At 64.4% G+C, this 21,823-nt stretch carries 23 protein-coding genes; 22 read left to right on the forward strand and 1 reads right to left on the reverse strand.

Annotated elements, in window-relative coordinates:
- The first annotated feature begins 87 nt into the window (after positions 1-87).
- From ruvB to DYI24_RS04470, 8 genes are all read left to right on the forward strand, one after another.
- The gene (gene ruvB, locus DYI24_RS04435; protein WP_107343262.1) at positions 88-1,137 is read left to right on the forward strand and encodes a Holliday junction branch migration DNA helicase RuvB; all 1,050 of its coding nucleotides are present in this window, start codon (positions 88-90) and stop codon (positions 1,135-1,137) included.
- A 7-nt stretch (positions 1,138-1,144) separates the two neighbouring features.
- On the forward strand, positions 1,145-1,609 hold the full coding sequence (gene ybgC, locus DYI24_RS04440) for a tol-pal system-associated acyl-CoA thioesterase (RefSeq protein ID WP_164571404.1): 465 nt from the start codon (positions 1,145-1,147) through the stop codon (positions 1,607-1,609).
- A 100-nt stretch (positions 1,610-1,709) separates the two neighbouring features.
- Entirely contained in the window at positions 1,710-3,020 is a 1,311-nt protein-coding gene (locus DYI24_RS04445; protein WP_107343264.1) for an NAD(P)/FAD-dependent oxidoreductase, read from the forward strand.
- Positions 3,021-3,166: 146 nt separating this feature from the next.
- The gene (locus DYI24_RS04450) at positions 3,167-4,375 is read left to right on the forward strand and encodes an OpgC domain-containing protein (protein ID WP_164571415.1); all 1,209 of its coding nucleotides are present in this window, start codon (positions 3,167-3,169) and stop codon (positions 4,373-4,375) included.
- Positions 4,376-4,432: 57 nt separating this feature from the next.
- Complete coding sequence (locus tag DYI24_RS04455) at positions 4,433-4,900, forward strand: nuclear transport factor 2 family protein (RefSeq protein WP_164571405.1); 468 nt, start codon at positions 4,433-4,435, stop codon at positions 4,898-4,900.
- A gap of 18 nt (positions 4,901-4,918) precedes the next feature.
- Positions 4,919-5,464 carry a TetR/AcrR family transcriptional regulator gene (locus DYI24_RS04460; RefSeq protein ID WP_164571406.1) on the forward strand — a complete coding sequence of 182 codons (546 nt, stop codon included), beginning with the start codon at positions 4,919-4,921 and terminating at the stop codon, positions 5,462-5,464.
- Between the two features lie 294 nt (positions 5,465-5,758).
- Positions 5,759-6,130 (forward strand): YciI family protein, encoded by a 372-nt coding sequence (locus DYI24_RS04465; RefSeq protein ID WP_164571407.1) that lies wholly within the window; start codon positions 5,759-5,761, stop codon positions 6,128-6,130.
- The gene (locus tag DYI24_RS04470; RefSeq protein ID WP_164571408.1) at positions 6,127-7,395 is read left to right on the forward strand and encodes an RNA polymerase sigma factor; all 1,269 of its coding nucleotides are present in this window, start codon (positions 6,127-6,129) and stop codon (positions 7,393-7,395) included. Before DYI24_RS04465 ends, DYI24_RS04470 begins: the two co-directional genes overlap by 4 nt.
- Before the next feature lie 21 nt (positions 7,396-7,416).
- Here DYI24_RS04470 and DYI24_RS04475 read toward each other — a convergent pair whose 3' ends face one another.
- The gene (locus tag DYI24_RS04475; protein WP_107343269.1) at positions 7,417-8,205 is read right to left on the reverse strand and encodes an SDR family NAD(P)-dependent oxidoreductase; all 789 of its coding nucleotides are present in this window, start codon (positions 8,203-8,205) and stop codon (positions 7,417-7,419) included.
- A 210-nt stretch (positions 8,206-8,415) separates the two neighbouring features.
- Between DYI24_RS04475 and DYI24_RS04480 the strand changes: the two genes are divergently transcribed.
- From DYI24_RS04480 to ybgF, 14 genes are all read left to right on the forward strand, one after another.
- Positions 8,416-8,592, forward strand: coding sequence for a DUF2934 domain-containing protein (locus DYI24_RS04480; protein ID WP_107343270.1), 177 nt, complete (start codon positions 8,416-8,418; stop codon positions 8,590-8,592).
- A 506-nt stretch (positions 8,593-9,098) separates the two neighbouring features.
- Positions 9,099-9,515 carry a YciI family protein gene (locus tag DYI24_RS04485; RefSeq protein ID WP_164571409.1) on the forward strand — a complete coding sequence of 139 codons (417 nt, stop codon included), beginning with the start codon at positions 9,099-9,101 and terminating at the stop codon, positions 9,513-9,515.
- Positions 9,516-9,629: 114 nt separating this feature from the next.
- Entirely contained in the window at positions 9,630-10,334 is a 705-nt protein-coding gene (locus tag DYI24_RS04490) for a TetR/AcrR family transcriptional regulator (protein WP_164571410.1), read from the forward strand.
- 142 nt (positions 10,335-10,476) lie between these two features.
- Positions 10,477-10,944, forward strand: coding sequence for a DUF2852 domain-containing protein (locus tag DYI24_RS04495; RefSeq protein WP_107357410.1), 468 nt, complete (start codon positions 10,477-10,479; stop codon positions 10,942-10,944).
- A gap of 149 nt (positions 10,945-11,093) precedes the next feature.
- Entirely contained in the window at positions 11,094-11,561 is a 468-nt protein-coding gene (locus tag DYI24_RS04500) for a carboxymuconolactone decarboxylase family protein (RefSeq protein ID WP_164571411.1), read from the forward strand.
- Positions 11,545-12,450, forward strand: a complete 906-nt coding sequence (locus DYI24_RS04505) for a sigma-70 family RNA polymerase sigma factor (RefSeq protein ID WP_164571412.1) — start codon at positions 11,545-11,547, stop codon at positions 12,448-12,450. The genes DYI24_RS04500 and DYI24_RS04505 overlap by 17 nt, the downstream gene beginning before the upstream one ends.
- A 305-nt stretch (positions 12,451-12,755) precedes the next feature.
- Positions 12,756-13,466 (forward strand): protein TolQ, encoded by a 711-nt coding sequence (gene tolQ, locus DYI24_RS04510; protein WP_107343274.1) that lies wholly within the window; start codon positions 12,756-12,758, stop codon positions 13,464-13,466.
- Positions 13,467-13,500: 34 nt separating this feature from the next.
- On the forward strand, positions 13,501-13,974 hold the full coding sequence (locus DYI24_RS04515; protein WP_107343275.1) for a biopolymer transporter ExbD: 474 nt from the start codon (positions 13,501-13,503) through the stop codon (positions 13,972-13,974).
- A 50-nt stretch (positions 13,975-14,024) separates the two neighbouring features.
- Entirely contained in the window at positions 14,025-15,008 is a 984-nt protein-coding gene (gene tolA, locus DYI24_RS04520; RefSeq protein ID WP_107346463.1) for a cell envelope integrity protein TolA, read from the forward strand.
- A gap of 70 nt (positions 15,009-15,078) precedes the next feature.
- Complete coding sequence (tolB, locus tag DYI24_RS04525; RefSeq protein WP_107346464.1) at positions 15,079-16,413, forward strand: Tol-Pal system beta propeller repeat protein TolB; 1,335 nt, start codon at positions 15,079-15,081, stop codon at positions 16,411-16,413.
- Positions 16,414-16,574: 161 nt separating this feature from the next.
- Positions 16,575-18,905 (forward strand): putative bifunctional diguanylate cyclase/phosphodiesterase, encoded by a 2,331-nt coding sequence (locus tag DYI24_RS04530; protein ID WP_107343276.1) that lies wholly within the window; start codon positions 16,575-16,577, stop codon positions 18,903-18,905.
- A 187-nt stretch (positions 18,906-19,092) separates the two neighbouring features.
- Complete coding sequence (locus DYI24_RS04535) at positions 19,093-19,839, forward strand: N-acyl amino acid synthase FeeM domain-containing protein (protein ID WP_164571413.1); 747 nt, start codon at positions 19,093-19,095, stop codon at positions 19,837-19,839.
- Between the two features lie 323 nt (positions 19,840-20,162).
- Positions 20,163-20,660, forward strand: coding sequence for a peptidoglycan-associated lipoprotein Pal (pal, locus tag DYI24_RS04540; protein ID WP_011156687.1), 498 nt, complete (start codon positions 20,163-20,165; stop codon positions 20,658-20,660).
- 155 nt (positions 20,661-20,815) lie between these two features.
- A partial coding sequence (ybgF, locus tag DYI24_RS04545) for a tol-pal system protein YbgF (RefSeq protein ID WP_164571414.1) occupies positions 20,816-21,823 on the forward strand: 1,008 nt, incomplete at its 3' end.

Raw genomic sequence — 21,823 nt, forward strand, 5'->3', positions numbered from 1 at the left:
CACAGGGCTCGTGGCCCCCCACCCCCGACCCCTCCCCGCAAGGGGGAGGGGAGCGCTCAGTGCTCGGCGGCATGGTACATTTCCCCCATGACTGAACCTTCCCGTCTCGTTACACCCGAGCGCCGCGGTGACGACCTCGGCGATGCGGCGCTGCGGCCGCAGAATCTGTCCGAGTTCGTCGGCCAGCAGCAGGCGCGTGCGAATTTGCAGGTGTTCATCGACGCCGCGCGCAAGCGCAAAGAGGCGCTCGATCACGTGCTGTTCGTAGGTCCCCCGGGTCTCGGTAAGACCACGCTGGCGCAGATCGTGGCGCGCGAGCTCGGCGTCGGATTTCGCGCGACGTCGGGCCCGGTGATCGCCAAGGCCGGCGATCTCGCAGCCTTGCTGACCAATCTCGAAGAGCGCGACGTGCTGTTCATCGACGAGATCCACCGCCTCAGCCCGTCGGTCGAGGAGGTGCTGTATCCGGCGATGGAGGACTTCCAGCTCGACCTGATCATCGGCGAAGGTCCGGCCGCGCGCTCGGTGAAGATCGACCTGTCGAAGTTCACCCTGGTCGGCGCCACCACGCGCGCCGGCCTGCTCACCAATCCGCTCCGCGACCGCTTCGGCATTCCGATCCGGCTGAATTTCTATACCATCGAAGAACTCGAAAGCATCGTCACCCGCGGCGCTCGCGTGCTCGGCACGCCGATCACGGCTGACGGCGCCAACGAGATCGCCCGCCGCGCCCGCGGCACGCCGCGCATCGCCGGTCGGCTGCTGCGCCGGGTCCGCGACTTTGCGTCGGCTGCGGATGCCGAAGCGATCGACCGCGCCATCGCCGACCATGCGCTTGGCGCGCTGGAAGTCGATAGCGCCGGCCTCGACGCGATGGATCGACGCTACCTCACCACCATCGCGCTCAACTATGGCGGCGGCCCGGTCGGCGTCGAGACGATGGCGGCGGCGCTGTCCGAGCCGCGCGACGCGATCGAGGACATTATCGAGCCGTATCTGATCCAGTGCGGCTACCTGCAGCGCACCCCACGCGGTCGCCTGCTGACCGACCACGCCTTCCGCCACCTCGGCCTCGCCGCCCCCTCGCGCGATCCCGCGCAGTTCGGGCTGTTTGGCGATACCGGGGACCAAGAGTAGCTCAACGATGACTGACGCTCGCTTGCATCATCATTCCCTCGACGGCGCCATCATCGATGGCGCTCACCACATGCACGTCCGGGTCTATTACGAAGACACCGACTTCTCCGGCATCGTCTATCACGCCAACTATCTGCGCTTCATGGAACGGGGGCGGACCAATTATCTGCGGCTGCTTGGGGCGGCACAGAGCGAGTTGTTCGCGGAAGCCGAAAGCGAGACCCCGGGCTTTGCCTTCGTGGTGCGGTCGATGCAGCTCGACTTCCTCAAGTCGGCCAAGATGGACGACTTGCTCGAGGTGATCACCCGGCCGGTCGAAGTCCGCGGCGCGTCGATCACCATGCAGCAGCAGATCAAGCGCGGCGACCTCGTGCTGATGGAGGCCAAGGTCAAGGTCGCGTTCGTCTCGAGTGGTCGGGCGAAGCCTATCCCAATACCGCTTCGGGTCGCCATGAAGGCGGACGTCGCCTGACGCCGTCGGGGGCGGGAATTGCCTGTTTCCCGAGCTAGGGCGCTCCGGAATTTGGTGTTACAGGGGGCGAGCCGGAAGCTCGAACCCCTCGGACATCTTGATGAGTGATACGCCCCATAGGATTGTTATCGTCGGCGGCGGCGCCGGTGGCCTGGAACTCGCCACGGCGCTCGGCAACAAATACGGCAAGTCGGACGCCGTCCGGGTCACCTTGGTCGACCGCAGCCGCACCCACATCTGGAAGCCGCTGCTGCATGCGATCGCTGCCGGCTCGCTGCGTCGCTCCCAGCACGAGCTGAACTATCTGGCCCAGGCGCACTGGCACGGCTTTCACTACCGCCTCGGCGAGATGAATGGTCTCGACCGCGACCGCAAGGTCGTCAAGCTGGCCCCTGTGATCGATGACGAGGGCCGCGAGATCAATCCGGAGAGCGAGCTCGGTTACGACACGCTGGTGATTGCGATCGGCAGCGTCACCAACGATTTCGGCACCCCCGGCGCCCGTGAGCACGCGGTGCCGCTGGAGACGCCGGAGCAGGCGTCCCGCTTCAACAAGCGGATGGTCAACGCCTGCCTGCGCGCCCAGCACCAGCACACGCCGATCGAGCCCGGCCAGCTGCACGTCGCGATCATCGGTGCCGGCGCCACCGGCACTGAGCTCGCCGCCGAGCTGCATCACACCGCGCGCGAGATCATCGCTTACGGCCTCGACAAGATTGATCCGGAGCACGATCTCAAGATCGTGCTGATCGAAGCCGCGCCGCGCATTCTGCCGGCGCTGCCGCCGCGGATCTCGGAAGCGACGCTGAAGCTGTTGCTCGATCTCGGCGTCGAGGTGCGCACTGGCGCCCGCGTGGCGGAAGTGCTGGATCATGCGGTCCGTCTGGCCGACGGCGAAGTGATCCCATCGGAGCTGGTGGTGTGGGCCGCCGGCGTGCGTGCGCCGGATTTCCTCGAAGGCATCGACGGCCTGGAGACCAACCGCATCAACCAGCTGGTGGTCCGTCCGACGCTGCAGACCACCCGCGACGATAATGTGTTCGGGATGGGCGACTGTGCCGCCTGCGCAATTCCCGGTTACGAGAATGGCGTGCCGCCGCGGGCGCAGGCCGCTCACCAAGAAGCCGAATTCATGCTCGAGCAGATCGAGAAGCGGCTGAAGGGCGAGCCACTGGGAGAGTTCCGCTACCGCGATCTCGGCTCGCTGGTGTCGCTCGGCAAGTACTCGGCGGTCGGCAATCTGATGGGGTCGCTGGTCGGTAAGAGCTTCCTGATCGAGGGCTATTTCGCCCGCTTCATGTATCGCTCGCTGTACAAGATGCACGAAGCCGCGCTGTACGGCCGTGGTCGCACGCTGCTCAGCGTGCTGTCCGGCTCGACGCGCCCCACGCCTACGGTGAAGCTGCATTAGCCTGCCGAGCGGCCTTTGGGTCGCCCCGGTGTCTCCCGGACAGCCTGTGCGTCCGCCGTCGGTTAGATTGGCGGCGTAACGGCTGATTCGGGCGCACAGGGAGGCGAGGCGTGACCAGAGGAGTGCAGTCTCGCGAGGTGCCGCTGATGGGGCAGGGCGAGCGCGATTTGCGTCTCGATTTCCTGCGCGGCGTTGGCCAGTGGATGATCTTTGTCGATCACATCCCGTACAATTTCCTCAACTGGTTCACGCTGCGCAATTACGGTTTCTGCGACGCGGCCGAGTTCTTCGTCTTCATCTCCGGCTATTCGATCGGGTTCGCTTACGGGCCAGCAGTGCGTGCCGGCGAAATGGTCGCGGCGACCAAGCGGCTGTGGACCCGCGCGGCGCAGCTCTACGTCGCGCACATCTTCCTGTTCCTGTTCTTCACCGCGCAGATATCCCGCGCGGCGCGTCGGTTCGACAATCCGATGTACAAGGACGAGTTCAACGTCGCGCAATTCCTCGAAAATCCCGACGTGATGATCCAGCAGGCGCTGCTGCTGAAGTACAAGCCCGTCAATCTCGACGTGCTGCCGCTGTACATCGTGCTGGTGGTTGCCGCGCCGCTGATCCTGTGGGGCCTGCTGCGCCGGCCGCATCTGACGCTGGTGTGCTCCGGTGTTTTGTATTTCGCGTCCCGACACTTCGGCTGGAATCTGCCGTCGTTCCCTGACGGGCACTGGTACTTCAACCCGTTCGCCTGGCAGTTCCTGTTCGTGTTTGGCATCTGGTGCGGTTTTGGCAATGGCCCGCAGATCCGGCCCTGGGTGAAGTCGCTGCCCAATCAGTTGCTGAGCTGGACCATCGTGCTGGTCGCGCTGGTGATCGCGCTGTCTTGGAATTTCGAAGCGCTGTACGGCCTCGTGCCGGAATCGATCGGCAAGATCCTTTACCCGATCGACAAGACCAGTCTGGCGCCGGTGCGGCTGATCCACTTCCTGGCGCTGCTTGCGATCGTCATAAAGCTGCTGCCGCCGGATCTGCCGGCGCTACGCTCGGAGCATCTGCGCCCCATCATCCTGTGCGGCCAGCGATCGCTGCCGGTGTTCTGCTTCGGTGTGATCCTGGCTTTCACGGCGCATTGGATCCTGGTCCAGGTGTCGAGCAGCATCGCGATGCAGATCCTGGTCAGCGTCGGCGGCATCGGCCTGATGACCGGCGTGGCCTGGGTTGCGACCTGGTACCGGACTCTGCCGACGCTGGTGACGGTGCCCCCCACAGTGCCGGTCGAACACCCCGGCGAGGAGCGGGCAGACCACACGCACAACACTGCTGCCGCCGAGACGGAGCCATCGACGACCGAGCGCGCTTGACTCGTTGTACCGATCGGTACAGTCTCGCTGCGTTCCGTTCGCAGTGGAGAAGTCGTCATGTCGCGTCCGCCGTTGCCGCCGTTCACCCGCGAGACCGCCGCCCAGAAGGTGCGGATGGCCGAAGATGCCTGGAATTCGCGTGATCCAGCGCGGGTGTCGCTCGCCTATACGCCCGACAGCCGCTGGCGGAATCGCGCCGAGTTTCTGCAAGGCCGTGACGCGATCGTCGAATTCCTGACCCGCAAATGGGCGAAGGAGCACGAATACCGGTTGATCAAGGACCTCTGGGCGTTCGACGGCCGGTTCATCGCTGTGCGCTTCCAATACGAGTGGCACGATGACAACGGGCTTTGGTATCGCTCCTATGGCAACGAGCAGTGGGAGTTCGACGACGATGGACTGATGCGGCGGCGCGAGGCCAGCATCAACGACGTCGCGATCAGCGAGAGCGACCGCCGCTTCCATTGGCCGGCGCCCGGTCCGCGTCCCGACGATGTACCGGGGCTCGCCGCAGAGCCGTTCTAAGACCGTGTCGGGAGAGACATGAAAGACCGCGCCACCCTGCTGCCGCTGCTTGGCGAAGTATTTCGGACCCACGGCTACGAAGGGGCCTCGCTGGCGCTGATCACGGAGGCGACGGGGCTCGGCAAGGGCAGCCTGTATCACTTCTTCCCCGGCGGCAAAAAGCAGATGGCCGAAGAGGTGCTGGCCGAGATCGATGACTGGTTCGAAGCCAACATCTTCGCGCCATTGCGCGATCCGGCCGATCCCCGCGCCGCCATCGCGGCGATGCTCTCGGGCGTGGACGAGTATTTCCGTTCCGGGCGTCGCGTCTGTCTGGTCGGGGTGATTGCGCTCGGCCATGCGCGCGATGAGTTCGCCGCGCCGGTGAACGACTATTTCGCGCGCTGGCAGGACGCGCTGGCGGCATCGCTGCGCCGTTACGGCCTATCGGCCGCCGCGGCCCGGCGCCGCGCCGAGGATGCGGTGCTGTCGATCCAGGGCGCTCTCGTGCTGGCGCGTGCACGTAATGACGCAGCCGTATTCACCCGCGCGTTGTCCGAATTGAAGGCGCGACTGCTGGCGTAGTCTTCGACTCTCTTTCTCCCTGCGCACTGAGCAACGGGTGAGGGCACTCCGCTCAGCGAGGCACTGAGTCAGTGCTTGCGACGCCCTCACCCCAGCCCTCTCCTGCAAGCGGGAGTGGGAGCGCGCAGCGACCTTGGGTTCGCTGATGGCTTCACTCGACCACTCTCCCCGCGCACGGCGCAACCGCTGCCGCCGAATGGAACCGAGATGCCGTCTTGGTCGGCGCAAACTTCTCCGCCATGCTGTCGGCCAAGGACGACGATGATCGTCTTACAGCCGAGGGAGACGCACGCCATGCTCTACGCCATCCTTTGCTATCACGACGAGAATTTCGTCGGTTCCTGGAGCCGCGAAGAAGATGCCGCCGTGATGGAGAAGCTCAAGGCTGTGCACGGCAAGCTCGCCGAGGCCGGGCGGCTCGGGCCGGTGGCGCGGCTGTTGCCGACCACGGCGGCGACGACGCTGCGCAAGGATTCAGAGCCGCCGGTGGTGATCGACGGTCCGTTCGCCGAGACCAAGGAGCAATTACTCGGCTTCTACGTGGTCGAATGCGAGGACCTCGATGGCGCGCTCGACGTTGCGCGCGATCTCGGCCTCGCCAACCCGGGTGGGGCTTATGAAATCCGTCCGATCGGATTGTTCATGCCGGGGACCACGCAGCCATGACCGATCTCGCCTGGATCGAGACCGCGATCACCGCCGCGCGGCCCCAGGCGATCGGCGCGCTGCTGCGCTACTTCCGCGATCTCGACACTGCCGAGGAGGCATTCCAGAACGCCTGCCTGCGGGCGCTGAAATCCTGGCCGCAGAATGGGCCCCCGCGTGACGCTGCTGCTTGGCTGATCATGGTCGGCCGCAATGTTGCGATCGACGATCTGCGCCGCGGCAAGAAGCAACAGCCGCTTCCCGATGACGCGGCGATTTCCGATCTCGACGATGCCGAGGACGCGCTCGCCGAGCGGCTCGACGGCTCGCATTATCGCGACGACATTCTGCGACTGCTGTTCATCTGCTGTCACCCGGAGCTGCCGCCGACGCAGCAGATCGCGCTGGCGCTGCGCATCGTCTCGGGACTGACGGTGCCGCAGATCGCGCGTGCGTTCCTGGTGTCCGATGCGGCGATGGAGCAGCGCATCACCCGCGCCAAGGCCAAGGTCGCGCGGGTCGGCGTGCCGTTCGAGACTCCCGGCGCGGTCGAACGCGCCGAGCGCCTCGGCGCGGTGGCGGCGATGATCTACCTCGTCTTCAACGAGGGTTATTCGGCCGCGGGTGAGACCGCCGGGGTTCGCGCGCCGCTGTGCGAGGAAGCGATCCGGCTGGCGCGGCTGCTGCTGCGGCTGTTTCCGTCCGAGCCGGAGATCATGGGGCTGACGGCGCTGATGCTGCTGCAGCATGCCCGGGCGCCGGCGCGGTTCGATGCCGCCGGCGAGATCGTGCTGCTGGAAGATCAGAACCGCAGTCTGTGGAACGACACCATGATCGCCGAGGGGCTGGCACTGATCGACAAGGCGATGCGTCACCGCCGAACCGGTGCGTATCAGATCCAGGCCGCGATCGCGGCTCTGCACGCCCGCGCGCCGCGTTACGAAGACACCGACTGGGCGCAGATCGATCTGCTGTACGGCTCGCTCGAAATCCTGCAGCCTTCACCGGTGATCACGCTCAATCGCGCAGTGGCGGTGGCCAAGCTGCGCGGGCCGGAGGCGGCACTGGCGATGATCGAGCCGCTCGAAGCGCGGCTCGGCAGCTACTTTCACTATTTCGGTGCCAAGGGTGCGCTGCTGCTGCAGCAGGGACGCGGTGACGAAGCCCGCGTCGCCTTCGATCGCGCGATTGCGCTCGCTCGCACTCCCGCCGAGGCTTCGCACATCCGGATGCATCTCGATCGGCTGATGCAGGAGAGCGAAGCCGCGGGGCGTGCGAGTGCATAGTTGTCGGATCGGGCCCGACGACTAACTGGTCTTGCGTTCGCCGCGTAGCGACGGCAGGCCGATGCCGGCAGCGTCGAAGCCGCCGTCGACGGCCAGGATCTGCCCGGTGATGTAGCTGGAGCGATCGCTGCACAGGAAGAAAATCGCCTCCGCCAGCTCTTCCTCGAGGCCGTAGCGCGCCATCGGAATCGCGTCGCGATAGTCGGACCGGATGTCCTGCGTGTGGACCTGTTTGGCCATTGCGGTGTCGACCGGACCGGGCGCGACGCCGTTGACGCGGATGCCGAGCGCCGCAAGTTCGACCGCGCATTGCTTGGTGAAGTGGGCCAGCCCCGCTTTGCTCGATCCGTAGGCGACGCGCAACGTCGAGGCACGCAGCGATGAAATCGACGTGATGTTGACGATGGCGCCGCCGCCGGAATCGCGCATCAGCGGCACCGCGGCCTGGGTCATCAGGAACGGACCGGTGAGATTCACGTCCATCACCCGCTGCCATTCGTCCGGGGTCGTCTCCATCAGCGGCTTGAACACCGCGATGCCGGCGTTGTTGACGAGCGCATCGAGGCGGCCGAACCGCTCGGTGACCGCCGCGATATCGCGCGCCACCGACTCGCGATCGGCGACGTCACAATGCAGCGCGATGGTGCGGTCGGGCAGGGCCAGCGCCTGCATCGCGGCGCGCAGCCCGTCATCGTCGCGGTCGAGCAGCGCCACCGACCAGCCGTCGGCGAGAAAGCGCTTGGCTGCTGCCAGTCCAATGCCGCGAGCGGCTCCGGTCACCAGCGCGACATGGGGCGAGGATGCGGTCATGGGCGTTCCAATCATGCGAAAGCGGGGAGGTCAGACGTGGAAGATCGAGGCTTCACATGCCAGCGCCGTGCCATCGCTGTCCAGCGTGGCGCGCCGTCGCGGGCGATCGCGCTTGGGAACAAGTCGACGACATCTGGTTTACATCGAACTGAAATACAACTTCGCGTCCAGGCGGGCACGACACCGCCTTTGAGGTTTGGGAGGTTTTGTATGCAAGACGAACTCGAAGAGCGGATCCGCCATCGCGCGCGTGAGCTGTGGGAGGCCCAGGGCCAGCCGGAGGGGCGCAGCGACGAATTCTGGCTGCAGGCGGAGCAGGAAGTCCGTGGTGAGAAAGAAACCTACGATCGGCTGAAGTCGGATCCCAGCATCACGACCAATAGCTGATCTTTACGAAACCGAAGCGCCGCCCGGTTGTTGTGCCGGCGGCGCTTCGTTTGTCGGCACCTCGCGTTGCGTCAACGCACGTAGAACACCACGCCGGCGATCGTCAGCAGCGCTGCGGCGGCGAGCAGATGAGCCATCGCCCGCGAAGCAGCGAGTTTGGTAGCGTCGTTCATGCGGTTCTCTCCCCAGTCTGCAGAGCCGTTGCTGCGGCCCGCGGGCATCACGATCGGAGATGACCTGCACCGCGCAGGCATAGCCCGGCGACGATGCGCCAGACCTGATCGTTGATGAGATACGCTGAACACCCCGCGACGACCATTCGCACTTAGAGTCCCCACTCTGCGAATAGTGACGTTCGACAGGCTGGTGGCTCAATGCGGCGGCAATTTGTCGGCGCTTTGGTGCGCTGACGTGCGCTGCACTGCAAATCTTTCGCATCGCATGTCGGCGCGTACTGTTACCGATCGTCTTCAAGCTGCCAATCCAATCGAGCAGGGAGAGTGATGATGCGTTTCATGATGCTGATGATCCCGAAAGGGTACGAGGCGGCGCAGCCCGGCGTGATGCCGGATGCCGCCGCTGTCGCTGCGATGATGAAGTACAACGAAGCGCTGCAGCAGTCGGGAGCACTCATTACTTGCGACGGTTTGCATCCGCCCTCGATCGGCGCTCGCGTCAGCTTTGATACCGGTAGGCCCGTCGTCACCGACGGCCCATTCGCCGAGGTCAAGGAAGTCCTCGGCGGCTACTGGATGATCGAAGTTGCGTCGCGGGAGGAGGCGATCGCCTGGGCGATGCGCTGCCCGGCCGGACCGAACGAGATCATCGAGATCCGGCAAGTGCAGGAGATGGCCGATTTCCCGGCCGACGTGCAGGCCGAAGCCGCCGGCTTCGAAGCTATGCAGGCGGCCGCCCGGCGTTGAGGCCGCACCTCGTGGCGGCGGGTCGATCGATCCGCCGCTGGGCCTGCATCGGCGGCGCCTCGCGGGCAACTGGGTTAGTGACCTTTACACCGCCCTCATGTAAGACCCCTTCACATGAGCTGGCGCAAGGAACAGGGCCGCGCCGAGCGCGGCTATCATCACGGCAATCTGAAGGAAGCGCTGCTGCAGGCGGCGCTCGGGCTGATCGCGGAGAAGGGCCCGGGCGGCTTTACCTTCGCCGATGCCGCGCGGATGGCCGGCGTTAGCCCGGCGGCGCCGTATCGCCACTTCCGCGACCGCGACGAATTGCTGTCGAATATTGCCCAGCGTGGCTTCGAGCTGTTCGAGCAGGTGCTGGCGAAAGCCTGGGACGACGGCCGTCCTGACACCGTCACGGCGTTCATGCGGGTCGGGCGAGCCTATCTGGCGTTCGCCCGCAACGAGCCGGCATATTACTCGGCGATGTTCGAATCCGGCGTTCCGATCGACGTCAATCCGATGCTGCTGACCGCCTCGGAGCGTGCCTTCAACGTGATCCGCGCCGCCGCAGAACGGCTGGCGGCCCTGACGCCGCCGGGCGTCACCCGGCCGCCGGCCCTGATGATGGCGCTGCACATCTGGTCGATGTCGCACGGCATCGCCTCGCTATTCGGCCGGGGTGATGGTGCCCGCCGCAAGTTGCCGATGGCTGCCGAAGACCTGCTCGAGGCCGGCGTGCTGATCTATCTGCGAGGGCTCGGGTTCTCGACCGACTCCGCCGCTGCTGCTGAAAAGCCTGCAGAACCAAAGCGGTCCGGCCCGTGGGGCCCGGCCGCTTGAGGGCCGTGCTCACCGCAAGGTGAGCCCTGCGGCGAAAAATCCGCCAAACCTCCGACCCCTGTTGCTTGACAAACTGCTGGAATGCTCCAAGTATGTAAATGTTATTTACATTCACAACGGCACCGAGCCGATGGAGAAGCAAATGGCCAACGCCGCTGACTACAATCGATGGGGCCCGACCGAGCCGCGCTATCAGCCGATGCTTCGGCCGTCCTGGCATCCGGGCTGGATCCTGCTGACGGTCGCCGGCTTCATCGTCTGGTGGCCGATCGGCCTTGCACTTCTCTTCTACACACTCTGGAGCAGAAACATGGGTTGCTGGGATCGCGATCGCTTCGCCAACAAAATGGAGCGGATGCAGTGGAAGATGGAGCGGATGCGCAACCGCATGGATCGCGGCGGCTTCGGCTTCGGCCCGCCGTCGAGCGGCAACCGCGCCTTCGACGAGTATCGGATGGAGACGCTGCGCCGACTCGAAGAGGAGCAGGTCCAGTTCAAGGAATTCCTCGATCGCCTGCGCCACGCCAAGGACAAGGAAGAGTTCGACGCCTTCATGGCCCAGCATCGGACCAAGCCGAACCCGTCCCCCGACAATTCGGCGCAGGGCTGATCAGCGCCCTGATCTGACCCTCCAGCGCCAACCGCCGCCCGCCTGAGCCCCCAGGCGGGCGGCTTCTTTTTTGTCACGGTTTTTCTCGCAGCAATGTCACACCGCGCGCCGCTGTCTCGTCCTATGTTCGTCAACCAAGGGAGACGACCATGACACCGCGCCTCAACCCCGCCACTGCCGCGCCCGACGCCTACAAGGCGATGGTCGCGCTGGAGAAGTACATCCAGGGCAGCGGCCTCGAATCCAGCTTGATCGAACTGGTCAAGATGCGCGCCTCGCAGATCAACGGCTGCGCATTCTGCCTCGACATGCATAGCAAGGACGCCCGCGCCCGTGGCGAGACCGAGCAGCGGCTTTATCTGCTCAACGCCTGGCGGGAATCGCCGCTCTACACCGATCGCGAGCGTGCCGCGCTCGGCTGGACCGAAGCGCTGACACTGGTGGCGCAAACCCAGGCGCCGGACCCGGACTACGCGGCCGTGAAGTCGCATTTCAACGACGCCGAGCAGGTCAATCTGACTTTGCTGATCGGGGCGATCAACACCTGGAACAGGATCGCGATCGGCTTCCGGATGCTGCATCCGACCCCGGCCGTGGCGCATGCCAAGGCCTCCTGATCCAGCTCCATCCGAAGATGCCGCAGCGAGCTTCGCGCCGCTGCGGCCGCGGCTGTTGCGCGTCGCCTATCGGATGCTGGGCTCGATCAGCGAAGCCGAAGACGTCGTGCAGGATGCTTACTTGCGTTGGCACCGTGCTGATCGCAGCGAGGTCCGTGACCCGGCTGGCTTTCTCACGCGCACCGTCACCCGACTGTGTCTCGACGTGCTGAAGTCGGCGCGACAACAGCGCGAGACCTATGTGGGGCCGTGGCTGCCGGAGCCGATCATTGCCCCGGAGCCTGAGCCTGATGGCGACGATATCACCCTCACTTTGATGCTGGCGCTCGAGCGGCTGTCGCCATTGGAGCGGGCCGCGTTCCTGCTGCACGACGTGTTCGGTGTCGGCTTCGATGAGATCGCGACGACGCTCAGCCGTGACGCGGCCGCCTGTCGCCAGCTTGCCGCGCGAGCCCGGGCACATGTCCGTTCCGAGCGGCCGCGCTTTCCCGTCTCGGCAGAGCAGGGGCAGGCGATCGCGACCGCGTTCTTCCAGGCCTCGCGGAACGGTGATCTTGGCGCACTGACGTCCTTACTCGCGGACGAGGTGGTGTTCGTCAGCGATGGCGGCGGCAAGCGACCGGCCGCACTCAATCCGGTGCGGGGCCACGATCGGGTGATGCGCCTGCTGGAGGGAATCGCGCGCAAGACAGCTGCGGGGGCGAGCTCGCTGCTTGCCGTCCAGCTGATCGACGGCCTGCCTGGCTTTGTCTCGCGTGAGCCGGACGGCCTGATCCAGACCACGGCGCTCGAAATCGCAGGCGGGCGGATCGTCGCGATCTACGTGGTTCGGAACCCCGACAAGCTCCGGCATCTGGTCCTCGGGCCGCCCTCTGGCGGTCTGCACTGACCGCATCCGGCCGTCCCGCTTCGGCCCGCCAGCCGCCGCCTGGCTCCCGATCACTGGTATTTTCCCTGTTATAGTAACCCCTTATTAACCCTGATGAGGGTTTGGTGAGGGACGTCAAAATGCGGCATCAGCCCTTGTTTTGACACGTTGACAGGGGATTGAGGGCCGGCTTCGGACAGGCCATCCCCTGCGACAACTGAAGGCTCCCACGGTGGCGCTTGGGCCAGATCGCGGCGCGTGGCCGCGGACAGCCGGAGCCTTTGGCGGAATCGGCTGATGCCGAAACGTGTGAGAGGATTGCGACGATGAACCCGGCCGACGTGACACAGCTTGCTCCGGCGGTCTCGACCGACGTGTCACTGCTGTCGTTGTTCTGGCACGCACACTGGGTCGTGAAGTCGATCATGCTGGGTCTGCTCGGCTGTTCGATCTGGGTCTGGGCGATCGCGATCGACAAGCTGCTGCTGTTCTCGCGCACTAAGCGCGCGATGGATCGCTTCGAGCAGGCGTTCTGGTCGGGCGAGTCGATCGACGAGCTATACCGCGCGCTGTCAGCCAAGCCGACGCATTCGATGGCGGCCTGTTTCGTCGCCGCGATGCGCGAGTGGAAGCGATCATTCGAAAGTCATTCGCGCTCGTTTGCCGGCCTGCAGATGCGGATCGAGAAGGTGATGAACGTCTCGATCGCCCGCGAGGTCGAACGGCTGGAGCGCCGACTTCTGGTGCTGGCGACCGTCGGCTCGGCCGGCCCGTTCGTCGGCCTGTTCGGCACCGTCTGGGGCATCATGTCGAGCTTCCAGTCGATCGCCGCGTCGAAGAACACCTCGCTGGCGGTGGTCGCGCCCGGCATCGCCGAAGCGCTGTTCGCCACTGCGATCGGCCTGATCGCCGCAATTCCGGCGACAATTTTCTACAATAAGTTCACGTCGGAAGTGAACCGGCAGACGCAGCGGCTGGAAGGCTTCGCCGACGAGTTCTCGGCAATCCTGTCGCGGCAGATCGACGAGCGCACGTGAACGGAGGCCAGGTGAGCACAGCGGGCATTCGATCATGGGAATGAACGTAGCCACTGGCGGCGGCGGAGGCGGCCGGCGTCGCGGCGGGCGGCGCCCGGTGATGGCGGAAATCAACGTCACCCCGATGGTCGACGTGATGCTGGTGCTGCTGATCATCTTCATGGTCGCGGCGCCGCTGCTCACCACCTCGATCGACATCGATCTGCCGGTCGCCCGTGGCGGCAATCAGATCCAGTCGAACTCGCCGCCGCTGACCCTGTCGGTCAAGCGCACCGGCGGGACCTGCAACTCTCAGGTCGAGCTGTATTTGGGTGATAGCCCGATCGCAGCGTCCGAGCTCGAAGCCAAGATGAAGGCGATCCGCGAGACCCGGTCGGAGACCGACAACGTGGTGTATCTGCGGGGCGACAAGGACGTCTGCTACACGGACATGATGAAGCTGCTCGGCAATATCCGGACCGCCGGCTTCAAGGCAAACATCGTCATCGTTCCCGAACAGGGGAGTTGAGCCGGCACCGCGCCGGCGTCGGCCGCGAAGGTGGAGCAGGAATTCTGAAGGTGAAGATCGACAAGACATGGGCTGCGTCGGTGGCGTTGCACGTCCTCGTGCTCGGCTGGGCCATGCTGTCTTTCACCTCCAAGGCTTTCGAGCTCGAGCCGCAGGATTCGGTTGCGGTTGATACCATCTCCGAAGATCAGCTCGCCAAAGTGATGGCCGGTATGCGTACCGGCAAGAAGGAAAATCCCAAGCCGCTGGTCGAGAAGGTCGCCGAGGCCAAGCAGGTCGACGACACCGTCGGCAAGATCAGCGAGAAGGCGCCTGTCGTCACCGATACCTCGCCGCCGCCCCAGCCCAAGCCGAAGCCGGAAGAGAAGCCGGTCGAGAAGAAGCCTGATCCGCCGAAGCCGGTGGTGAAGGAAGAGCCGAAGAAGGAAGAGCCCAAGAAGGCGGAGAAGAAGCCGGAGCCGGCGAAGGAAGAGGCCAAGGAAGCCGAAAAGAAGCCGGAGCCGAAGGTCGATCCGATCGCCGAGGCGCTGAAGAAGGAAGAAAAGAAGAAGCCGCCGCCGAAGCCGACCGAGACAGCCGCCAAGCCGCCGGAGCCGACCAAGCCGAAGTCGGAGCGGGTGTTCGATCAGTCGAAGATTGCGGCGCTGCTCGACAAGCGCGACCCGACCCGCAACGCGGTCACCGGCGACGTGTTGAACTCCAACGCGGCGCTCGGATTGTCGAAGGGCAAGTCCGCCGACAACTCGGCGACCTGGGGCGCGATGTTCCAGTCGCAGGTCGAGCGCTGCTGGAAGAAGCCGTATGGCGGCATCGAAGCGCAGCGCGCCGAGGCGTCCTTCGTGATCCGCCTGAAGCGTGACGGAACTCTCGAAACTCTGCCGCAGCCGGAAGGCCATCCGGCGACGCCGTATTTGCGCGTGTATCAGGAGAGTGCGCTGCGCGCGATTATCGAATGCCAGCCGTACAATCTGCCTGCGCAGTTCTTCGACGAATGGAAGTTCTTCGCGCCCGTGTTCACCGATCGACGTCCGTAATGCGAACCTCCGCTCACCATTGCTCGCGCCGCCCGGCGCGGATCACCTGACCGACCGATGGATTGCCGCTATGTCGTTTGACCTCAATCGCCGCCAATTGATGATCTCCGCCGCGACGGCCGCCGGCGCACTCGCGCTCGGCCCCGCCCGCGATGCGTTCGGTCAGGCCCGGGTGCAGATCACCGAAGGCAACGTCGCGCCGCTGCCGATCGCGATTCCGAATTTCGTCGCCGGCACGCCGTCGGACAATGAAGTCGGCGTCGGTGTCTCGCAGGTGATCACCAACAACCTGAAGCGCTCGGGATTGTTCGCGCCGATCGACCAGGCGGCGTATCTCGAAAAGATCACCAACATCGACGTGCCGCCGCAGTTCAAGAGCTGGGCGAGCATCAACGCTCAGGCGCTGGTGACCGGGCGGATGACGCGGCAGGGCGACGGCCGGCTCAAGGCCGAATTCCGGCTGTGGGACGTCGCCACCGGCCAGCAGCTGGCGGGCCAGCAGTATTTCACCTCGCCGGAATATTGGCGCCGTATCGCCCACATCATCTCGGACCAGATCTACGAGCGGCTGACCGGTGAGAAGGGGTACTTCGACAGCCGCGTGGTGTTCATCGACGAAAGCGGCCCGGCCGACCGGCGCGTCAAGCGGTTGGCCCTGATGGATCAGGACGGCGCCAACGTGCGCTATCTCACCCGCGGCAGCGACCTCGTGCTGACGCCGCGGTTTTCGCCGACCACCCAGGAAATCACCTACATGGAATTCGGCCAGGGTGAGCCGCGGGTGTACCTGTTCAACGTCGAGACCGGCCAGCGCGAGATCGTCGGCAACTTCCCGGGCATGTCGTTCGCGCCGCGGTTCTCGCCGGACGGCCAGCGCATCATCATGAGCCTGCAGCAGGGCGGCAACTCCAACCTGTTCGTGATGGACCTGCGTTCCAAGGCGACGACGCGGCTGACCGACACGCCGGCGATCGACACCTCGCCCTCCTATGCCCCCGACGGCAGCCGGATCTGCTTCGAGAGCGATCGCGGCGGCAAGCCGCAGATCTACATCATGCCGGCGAACGGCGGGCAGGCGCAGCGGATTTCATTCGGCGACGGCAGCTACTCGACCCCGGTGTGGTCGCCGCGCGGCGACTACATCGCCTTCACCAAGCAGGGTGGCGGCCAGTTCGCGATCGGCATCATGAAGCCGGACGGCTCCGGCGAGCGCATTCTGACGTCCGGGTTCCACAACGAAGGGCCGACCTTTGCGCCCAATGGCCGGGTGCTGATGTTCTTCCGCGATCCGGGCGGGAATGCCGGTCCGTCGCTGTTCACGGTCGACGTTTCAGGTCGTAACGAGCTGAGGGTTCCGACCCCGGGTTACGCCTCGGATCCGGCGTGGTCGCCGCTGCTGTCCTAAGCGGGTAAGCAGCCGTAGGGGTTCCGTTCCTGGAACCTCTCGGTCGCGTTTCAAGGCTCTAAGTCTCGGCGAACGTTGCAATGATCCGCTAAGCATGTTCGCTCAGAAAGACTTCATCTGCCAGGGATACAACGGAGTCCGAAAGGACACGCTCGCGCTTGATGCTGCTCGCCAGTCACAAACGGGATTCTGAGCAAACGTCGCCTGCGATTCGCGCGGGCTTGGTCGACTCGTTGTTCATGAATCCGGCGCCGATGATCGTTGGGGCATTTGGGCCCGCGATTGCTGGCGCCGTGATCGGGATGGTTACCGGAAGCATCCTGAATTGGCTGTGTGTCCCCTTATTCGTCCTGATCGGCTTTGCGCGTGCGCTGCAGATGCATCGCTATCGGCAGCGCAATGCTCCACTCACGGTGGAGGAAGCCGGTATATGGGAACGACGCTATCGGCTGGGAGCCATTGCACATGGCATCTCGCTTGGCGCCTGGTCGCTCGTGGTGTTGCTCGGCACCGACGACTCGGCGGCGCATATGCTTTGCGTTGCGACCGTGGTGGCGTACACCTCGGCTGGTGTCGGGCGGACTTTCGGTCGGCCCCAGATTTTTCACCTCCAGGTGTTGCTCAGCTGCGGCCCATTGATCTTCGCGATGGTGAGGGTGGGAGGTGTTTACTATCTCACGCTCGCCTTGCTCAGTGCGGTATTCTTCATCTCGATCCGTCATCTGACATCCAGCCTGCAACGGATCTACCTCGACGCCTGGATCGGCCGCGAGCGCGAAGCTGCGCTCGCCAATCAGTTCGACACCGCGCTGAACAATATGCCGCACGGGTTGTGCATGTTCCGCGCCGATGGCCGTCTCGCGGTCATGAACCATCGTTTTGCGGAGATGATGCGGCTTCGCGACGAACTGGTCAAAGGATCGCCGACCGCGACCGAGATCGTGTCCGCCTGCGTGGCAATCGGTGCAATTTCGGCTGCCAACGGGCGTTTGATCCTGGCTGAAATTGAAAACTCCCTGGCGGGAGAAATCGTCACCGTCGGTGACGAAACCGTTCCTCGCTCGCTGTGCTGGACGTTCCAGCCGATGGCACACGGCGGCGCGGTTGTGCTGATCGAAGATATCACCGAGCGTCGCAATGCCGAAGCGCGGATCGTTCATCTGGCGCGTTACGACGAACTCACCGCATTGCCGAACCGGGTGAGCTTCCGCGACGAAATTGAGCGTATTCTCGAGGCCGAGCACGGCCGGGGTAAGACCCGGCTGTCGGCGCTGTTGTTCATCGACCTCGACCAGTTCAAGCAGATCAACGACACGCTCGGCCATCCCTGCGGCGATCGGCTGCTGTGCTCAGTCGCCGAACGGCTGCGTGACATGCTGCGGCCGGACGATCTGGTGGCGCGATTTGGTGGCGACGAATTCGTCGTCTTCCAACAGAACATCGCCTCGAACGAAGATGCAGCGGCGCTGGCCCGCCGAATCGTCGATCGCCTGAGCGACCGCTATCTGATCGATCATCATGTTGTCGAGATCGGTGCCTCGATCGGCATTGCGATGACGTCGCCGGGTGCCAAGGCCGACATCCTGCTCAAGAATGCCGACATGGCGCTGTATCGCGCCAAGGCCGACGGCCGCGGCAATTACTGCTTCTTCCGCGAGGAAATGGCGCAAACCGTCGAGGCTCGCCGCATTCTCGAGCTCGACCTGCGCAAGGCGCTCGCCAACGAAGAATTCGAACTATACTACCAGCCGCTCGTAAATCTTAAGTCGGGCAAGATCACCACGTGCGAGGCGCTGCTGCGCTGGAATCACCCGGTGCGCGGGACGGTATCACCGGTCGATATTATTCCGGTCGCCGAGGACATGGGGCTGATCGTCGATCTCGGTCGCTGGATCCTGCGCAAAGCCTGCATGGAATGCATGCTGTGGCCGGAGCCGGTGAGTGTCGCGATCAACTTCTCGCCGCAGCAGTTCCATCAACGTGACGTGCTGACGGAAGTGCGCTACGCGCTTGAAGTCTCCGGTCTGCCTGCCAGCCGGCTGGAGATCGAAATCACCGAGTCCTCCCTGTTGCGTAACACGCAGTGGACGCACGACGCGTTGCAGCAGCTGCACGCCGAAGGCGTCCGGATCTCGCTCGACGATTTCGGCACGGGCTATTCGTCGCTCAGCTATCTGCACAGCTTCCCCTTGCAGAAGGTGAAGATCGACCGCTCGTTCCTCGAGGGGATCGACAGTGACCGGCCGTTGACTCTGTTACGCGGCGTCGCCCGCCTCAGCAGTGATCTCGGCATGTCGGTGGTGGTGGAAGGCATCGAAACCAACGACCAGCTCGAATTGATCAGCGCCGACGGCACCGTCACCGAGGCGCAGGGCTATCTGTTCAGCCGTCCGGTCCCCGCCCAGCGCATTCGGCAATTGCTGAACGCGTCGCAGGGGGCACGCCAAAAAGACGGCAAAGTCCTTTCTTTGCCGACTCGATCGATCGCCTAACCCCTCTTTTTCACGGCCTCTCAGGTCAAAACTTTCCGCAATTCCACCGCTGTCGCTGGAAATTCACTAAAGTGGAATTATAAGAATTAACCCTAATAATTCTAATGCTTTGCCGGGCCGTTAAGGATTCGTTAACGTTTACCGTACGGTCGGTGTGTTGTCGGGACATGTGGGTGGGGTGAGAGTGATGGGAGTCGTACGTCCAGCAGAACAGCAAGACCGGATCGCGGCCCGAAGGCTCGCGTTGCTTGAGAAGGTCGATTACCGGCTCGCTGAAACTCCGGCAGAACGTGAGGCGATTTACCGGTTGCGATATCGCGCCTACCTCAAAGAAGGGGCGATCGATGCCAATAGCAGCGGCATTGTGACTGACCGGTACGACGATCTGCCGAATTCATGGATCTTCGGCGTGTTCTATGAGGGGGTGCTCAGCAGCTCACTGCGGATCACAGTTGCATCCCCGGATTATCAGGACTGCCCGTCGACAGACGTCTTCCCGGATTTCCTTCAACCCTGGCTGGCTGAGGGCAAAGTCATCGTCGACCCGACAAGGTTCGTGGCTGATCCGACAAGCGCCAACCGTCTGCCCGAACTACCGTATCTCACTCTGCGTCTGGCTAATGTCTCCTGTGAGTACTTTAACGCAGACATTGGCCTCGCTTCGGTGAGGACCGAGCATCAGGCATTTTATCGTCGGGTGATGATGCGCTTGATCTGTGAAGCTCGGCCGTATCCAGGATTGAAAAAGCCTATCAGCCTGATGGAGATCGACTTCCCTGCGATGCGCGACAAGCTGTACGCCCGTTATCCGTTCTTACGCTCGACTGAGTCCGAGCGGTGCAGCTTGTTCGAGCACGCGAGGAGGGTTCCCAATCTGACTCTGGCCGAGGCTCCAAATCTGGTGCCCCTCGCCCTCGGTCGGACGCACTTCTGACGACGCCGTCTTGCGGCCAATCAGATCGAACCCGTTTTCAGATCGATCGTCGGCATCGACCGACGATCGTCAATGATTGCAGGCTTGGCCTTCTTGCCAGCGCTGACGGGTGTCCACGCTGCCGGCGTATCCAAGAATGGAACGCCACGGCTTCACTCTGGCGCCACATTTGCACCTCATTAACCATCGCGTTTGCTTTTGGCCGACCGGGGGCAATTGATCGAGTTCGGCAACACCTCGTCAAGGTTGACGGAACGTTCGCTTAACCATCGCCCTGTAGACCGAAAACACAGTCGGAATATCGCGAGCGTGGAGGCTCCGGAATGACCAATCACAAGCGAATCCTCCAGGGATTGAAGGTGGCCGCGGTGCTCGCGGTGGCCCTGTCGATGGGGGCATGCGCGAACAAGAATGGGCTCGGCGGTGCCGATGGCGCGATGGCTGGTGCGGCCACCCCGGGCAGCCAGCAGGATTTCGTCGTCAACGTCGGCGACCGTGTGTTCTTCGAGAGCGATCAGTCGGATCTGTCGCCGCAGGCGGCTGCGACCCTCGACAAGCAGGTGCAGTGGCTGCAGACCTACAGCCGCTATACCTTCACCATCGAAGGCCACGCCGACGAGCGCGGCACCCGCGAATACAACATTGCGCTCGGCGCGCGTCGTGCGCAGTCGGTCCGCAACTATCTGGTGTCGCGTGGTATCGACGCGCAGCGGATGCGTACCATCTCCTACGGCAAGGAGCGTCCGGTCGCGGTCTGCAACGACATCTCGTGCTGGTCGCAGAATCGCCGCGCCGTCACGGTGCTGAACGCCGGCGCCTGATCGTACGGCCACATCGAAGTTGTGAAACGGCGCCGCAGGGCGCCGTTTTTGTTTTCGGCGGGAGCTTTGGCCGTCGCCTCAGTCACATTTTTGGCGTAGTACGGCGATCAATCCAGCGCCACTCGTTTGGCCGCCCTCGAACTCGTCGGACTGTCATGTCATCAGGTTTTGCCGTCTCCGCGCGCAGCCTCGCTCTGGTGGCGACGCTCGCTTTCGCCGCTCCCGCGCTGGCCCAGCAATACGGCGGCGAGGTCGATCCCGAGATTCGTATCCAGCAGCTCGAGGATCGGCTGCGGACGCTGACCGGCCAGAACGAAGAACTACAATACCGCAACCGGCGGCTTGAAGATCAGGTCCGGCAGTTGCAGAGCGGCGCCGGTGCGCCCGGTGCGCAGCAGCCCGCCCCCAATCAGGCGGCGACCCCGCCGGCGGCTCCGCAGCAACCTTATGGTCAGCCCGCGCAGCAACCGGCTTACGGCCAGCCGCAGCCGGGTTACGGTCAGCCGCAGGCGCCGATGGTCCAGCCGCAACCCACGGCGCCGCAGGGCGGCGGCCGCCGCGGCGACGCGTTCGATCCGTCGCGCGATCCCAACGCGCCCGGCGTACCGCGCGCGCTTGGCGGCGGCCAACTGCCGATGGAGCAGGGCGGCGGCATGCCGGCCGGCCGGGCCGCCGGCGCCCCGATGGATCTGTCGAACGGCAATGGCGGTTACGTCCAAGGCGGTTATCCGCAAGGCGGTGCGCCGTCCGCGGCTCAGCAAGCGCCTGCCGCCGCAGCTGGCGGCGCCTTGACGACGCAGCCGCCGTCGCAGACGCCGCGCGACGAGTTTGACCTCGGCATCGGCTACATGCAGCGCCGCGACTACGCGTTGGCCGAAGAAACCATGCGCAACTTTGCGCAGAAGTACCCGGACAATCCGTTGACTGCCGATGCGCAGTATTGGCTTGGCGAGAGCTTCTTCCAGCGCCAGATGTATCGCGAAGCCGCCGAGTCATTTCTAGCCGTGACCAGCAAACACGAGAAGTCCGGCAAGGCGCCGGACGCGCTGCTGCGGCTCGGCCAGTCCCTGTCGGCGCTGAAGGAAAAGGAAGCGGCCTGCGCCGCGCTCGGCGAGATCGGCCCCAAACATCCGCAGGCGTCGGCCAGCGCGAAGCAGCCGGGC

This window comes from Rhodopseudomonas sp. BR0C11 (genome assembly GCF_010820945.1).
Taxonomy (GTDB): domain Bacteria; phylum Pseudomonadota; class Alphaproteobacteria; order Rhizobiales; family Xanthobacteraceae; genus Rhodopseudomonas; species Rhodopseudomonas palustris_H.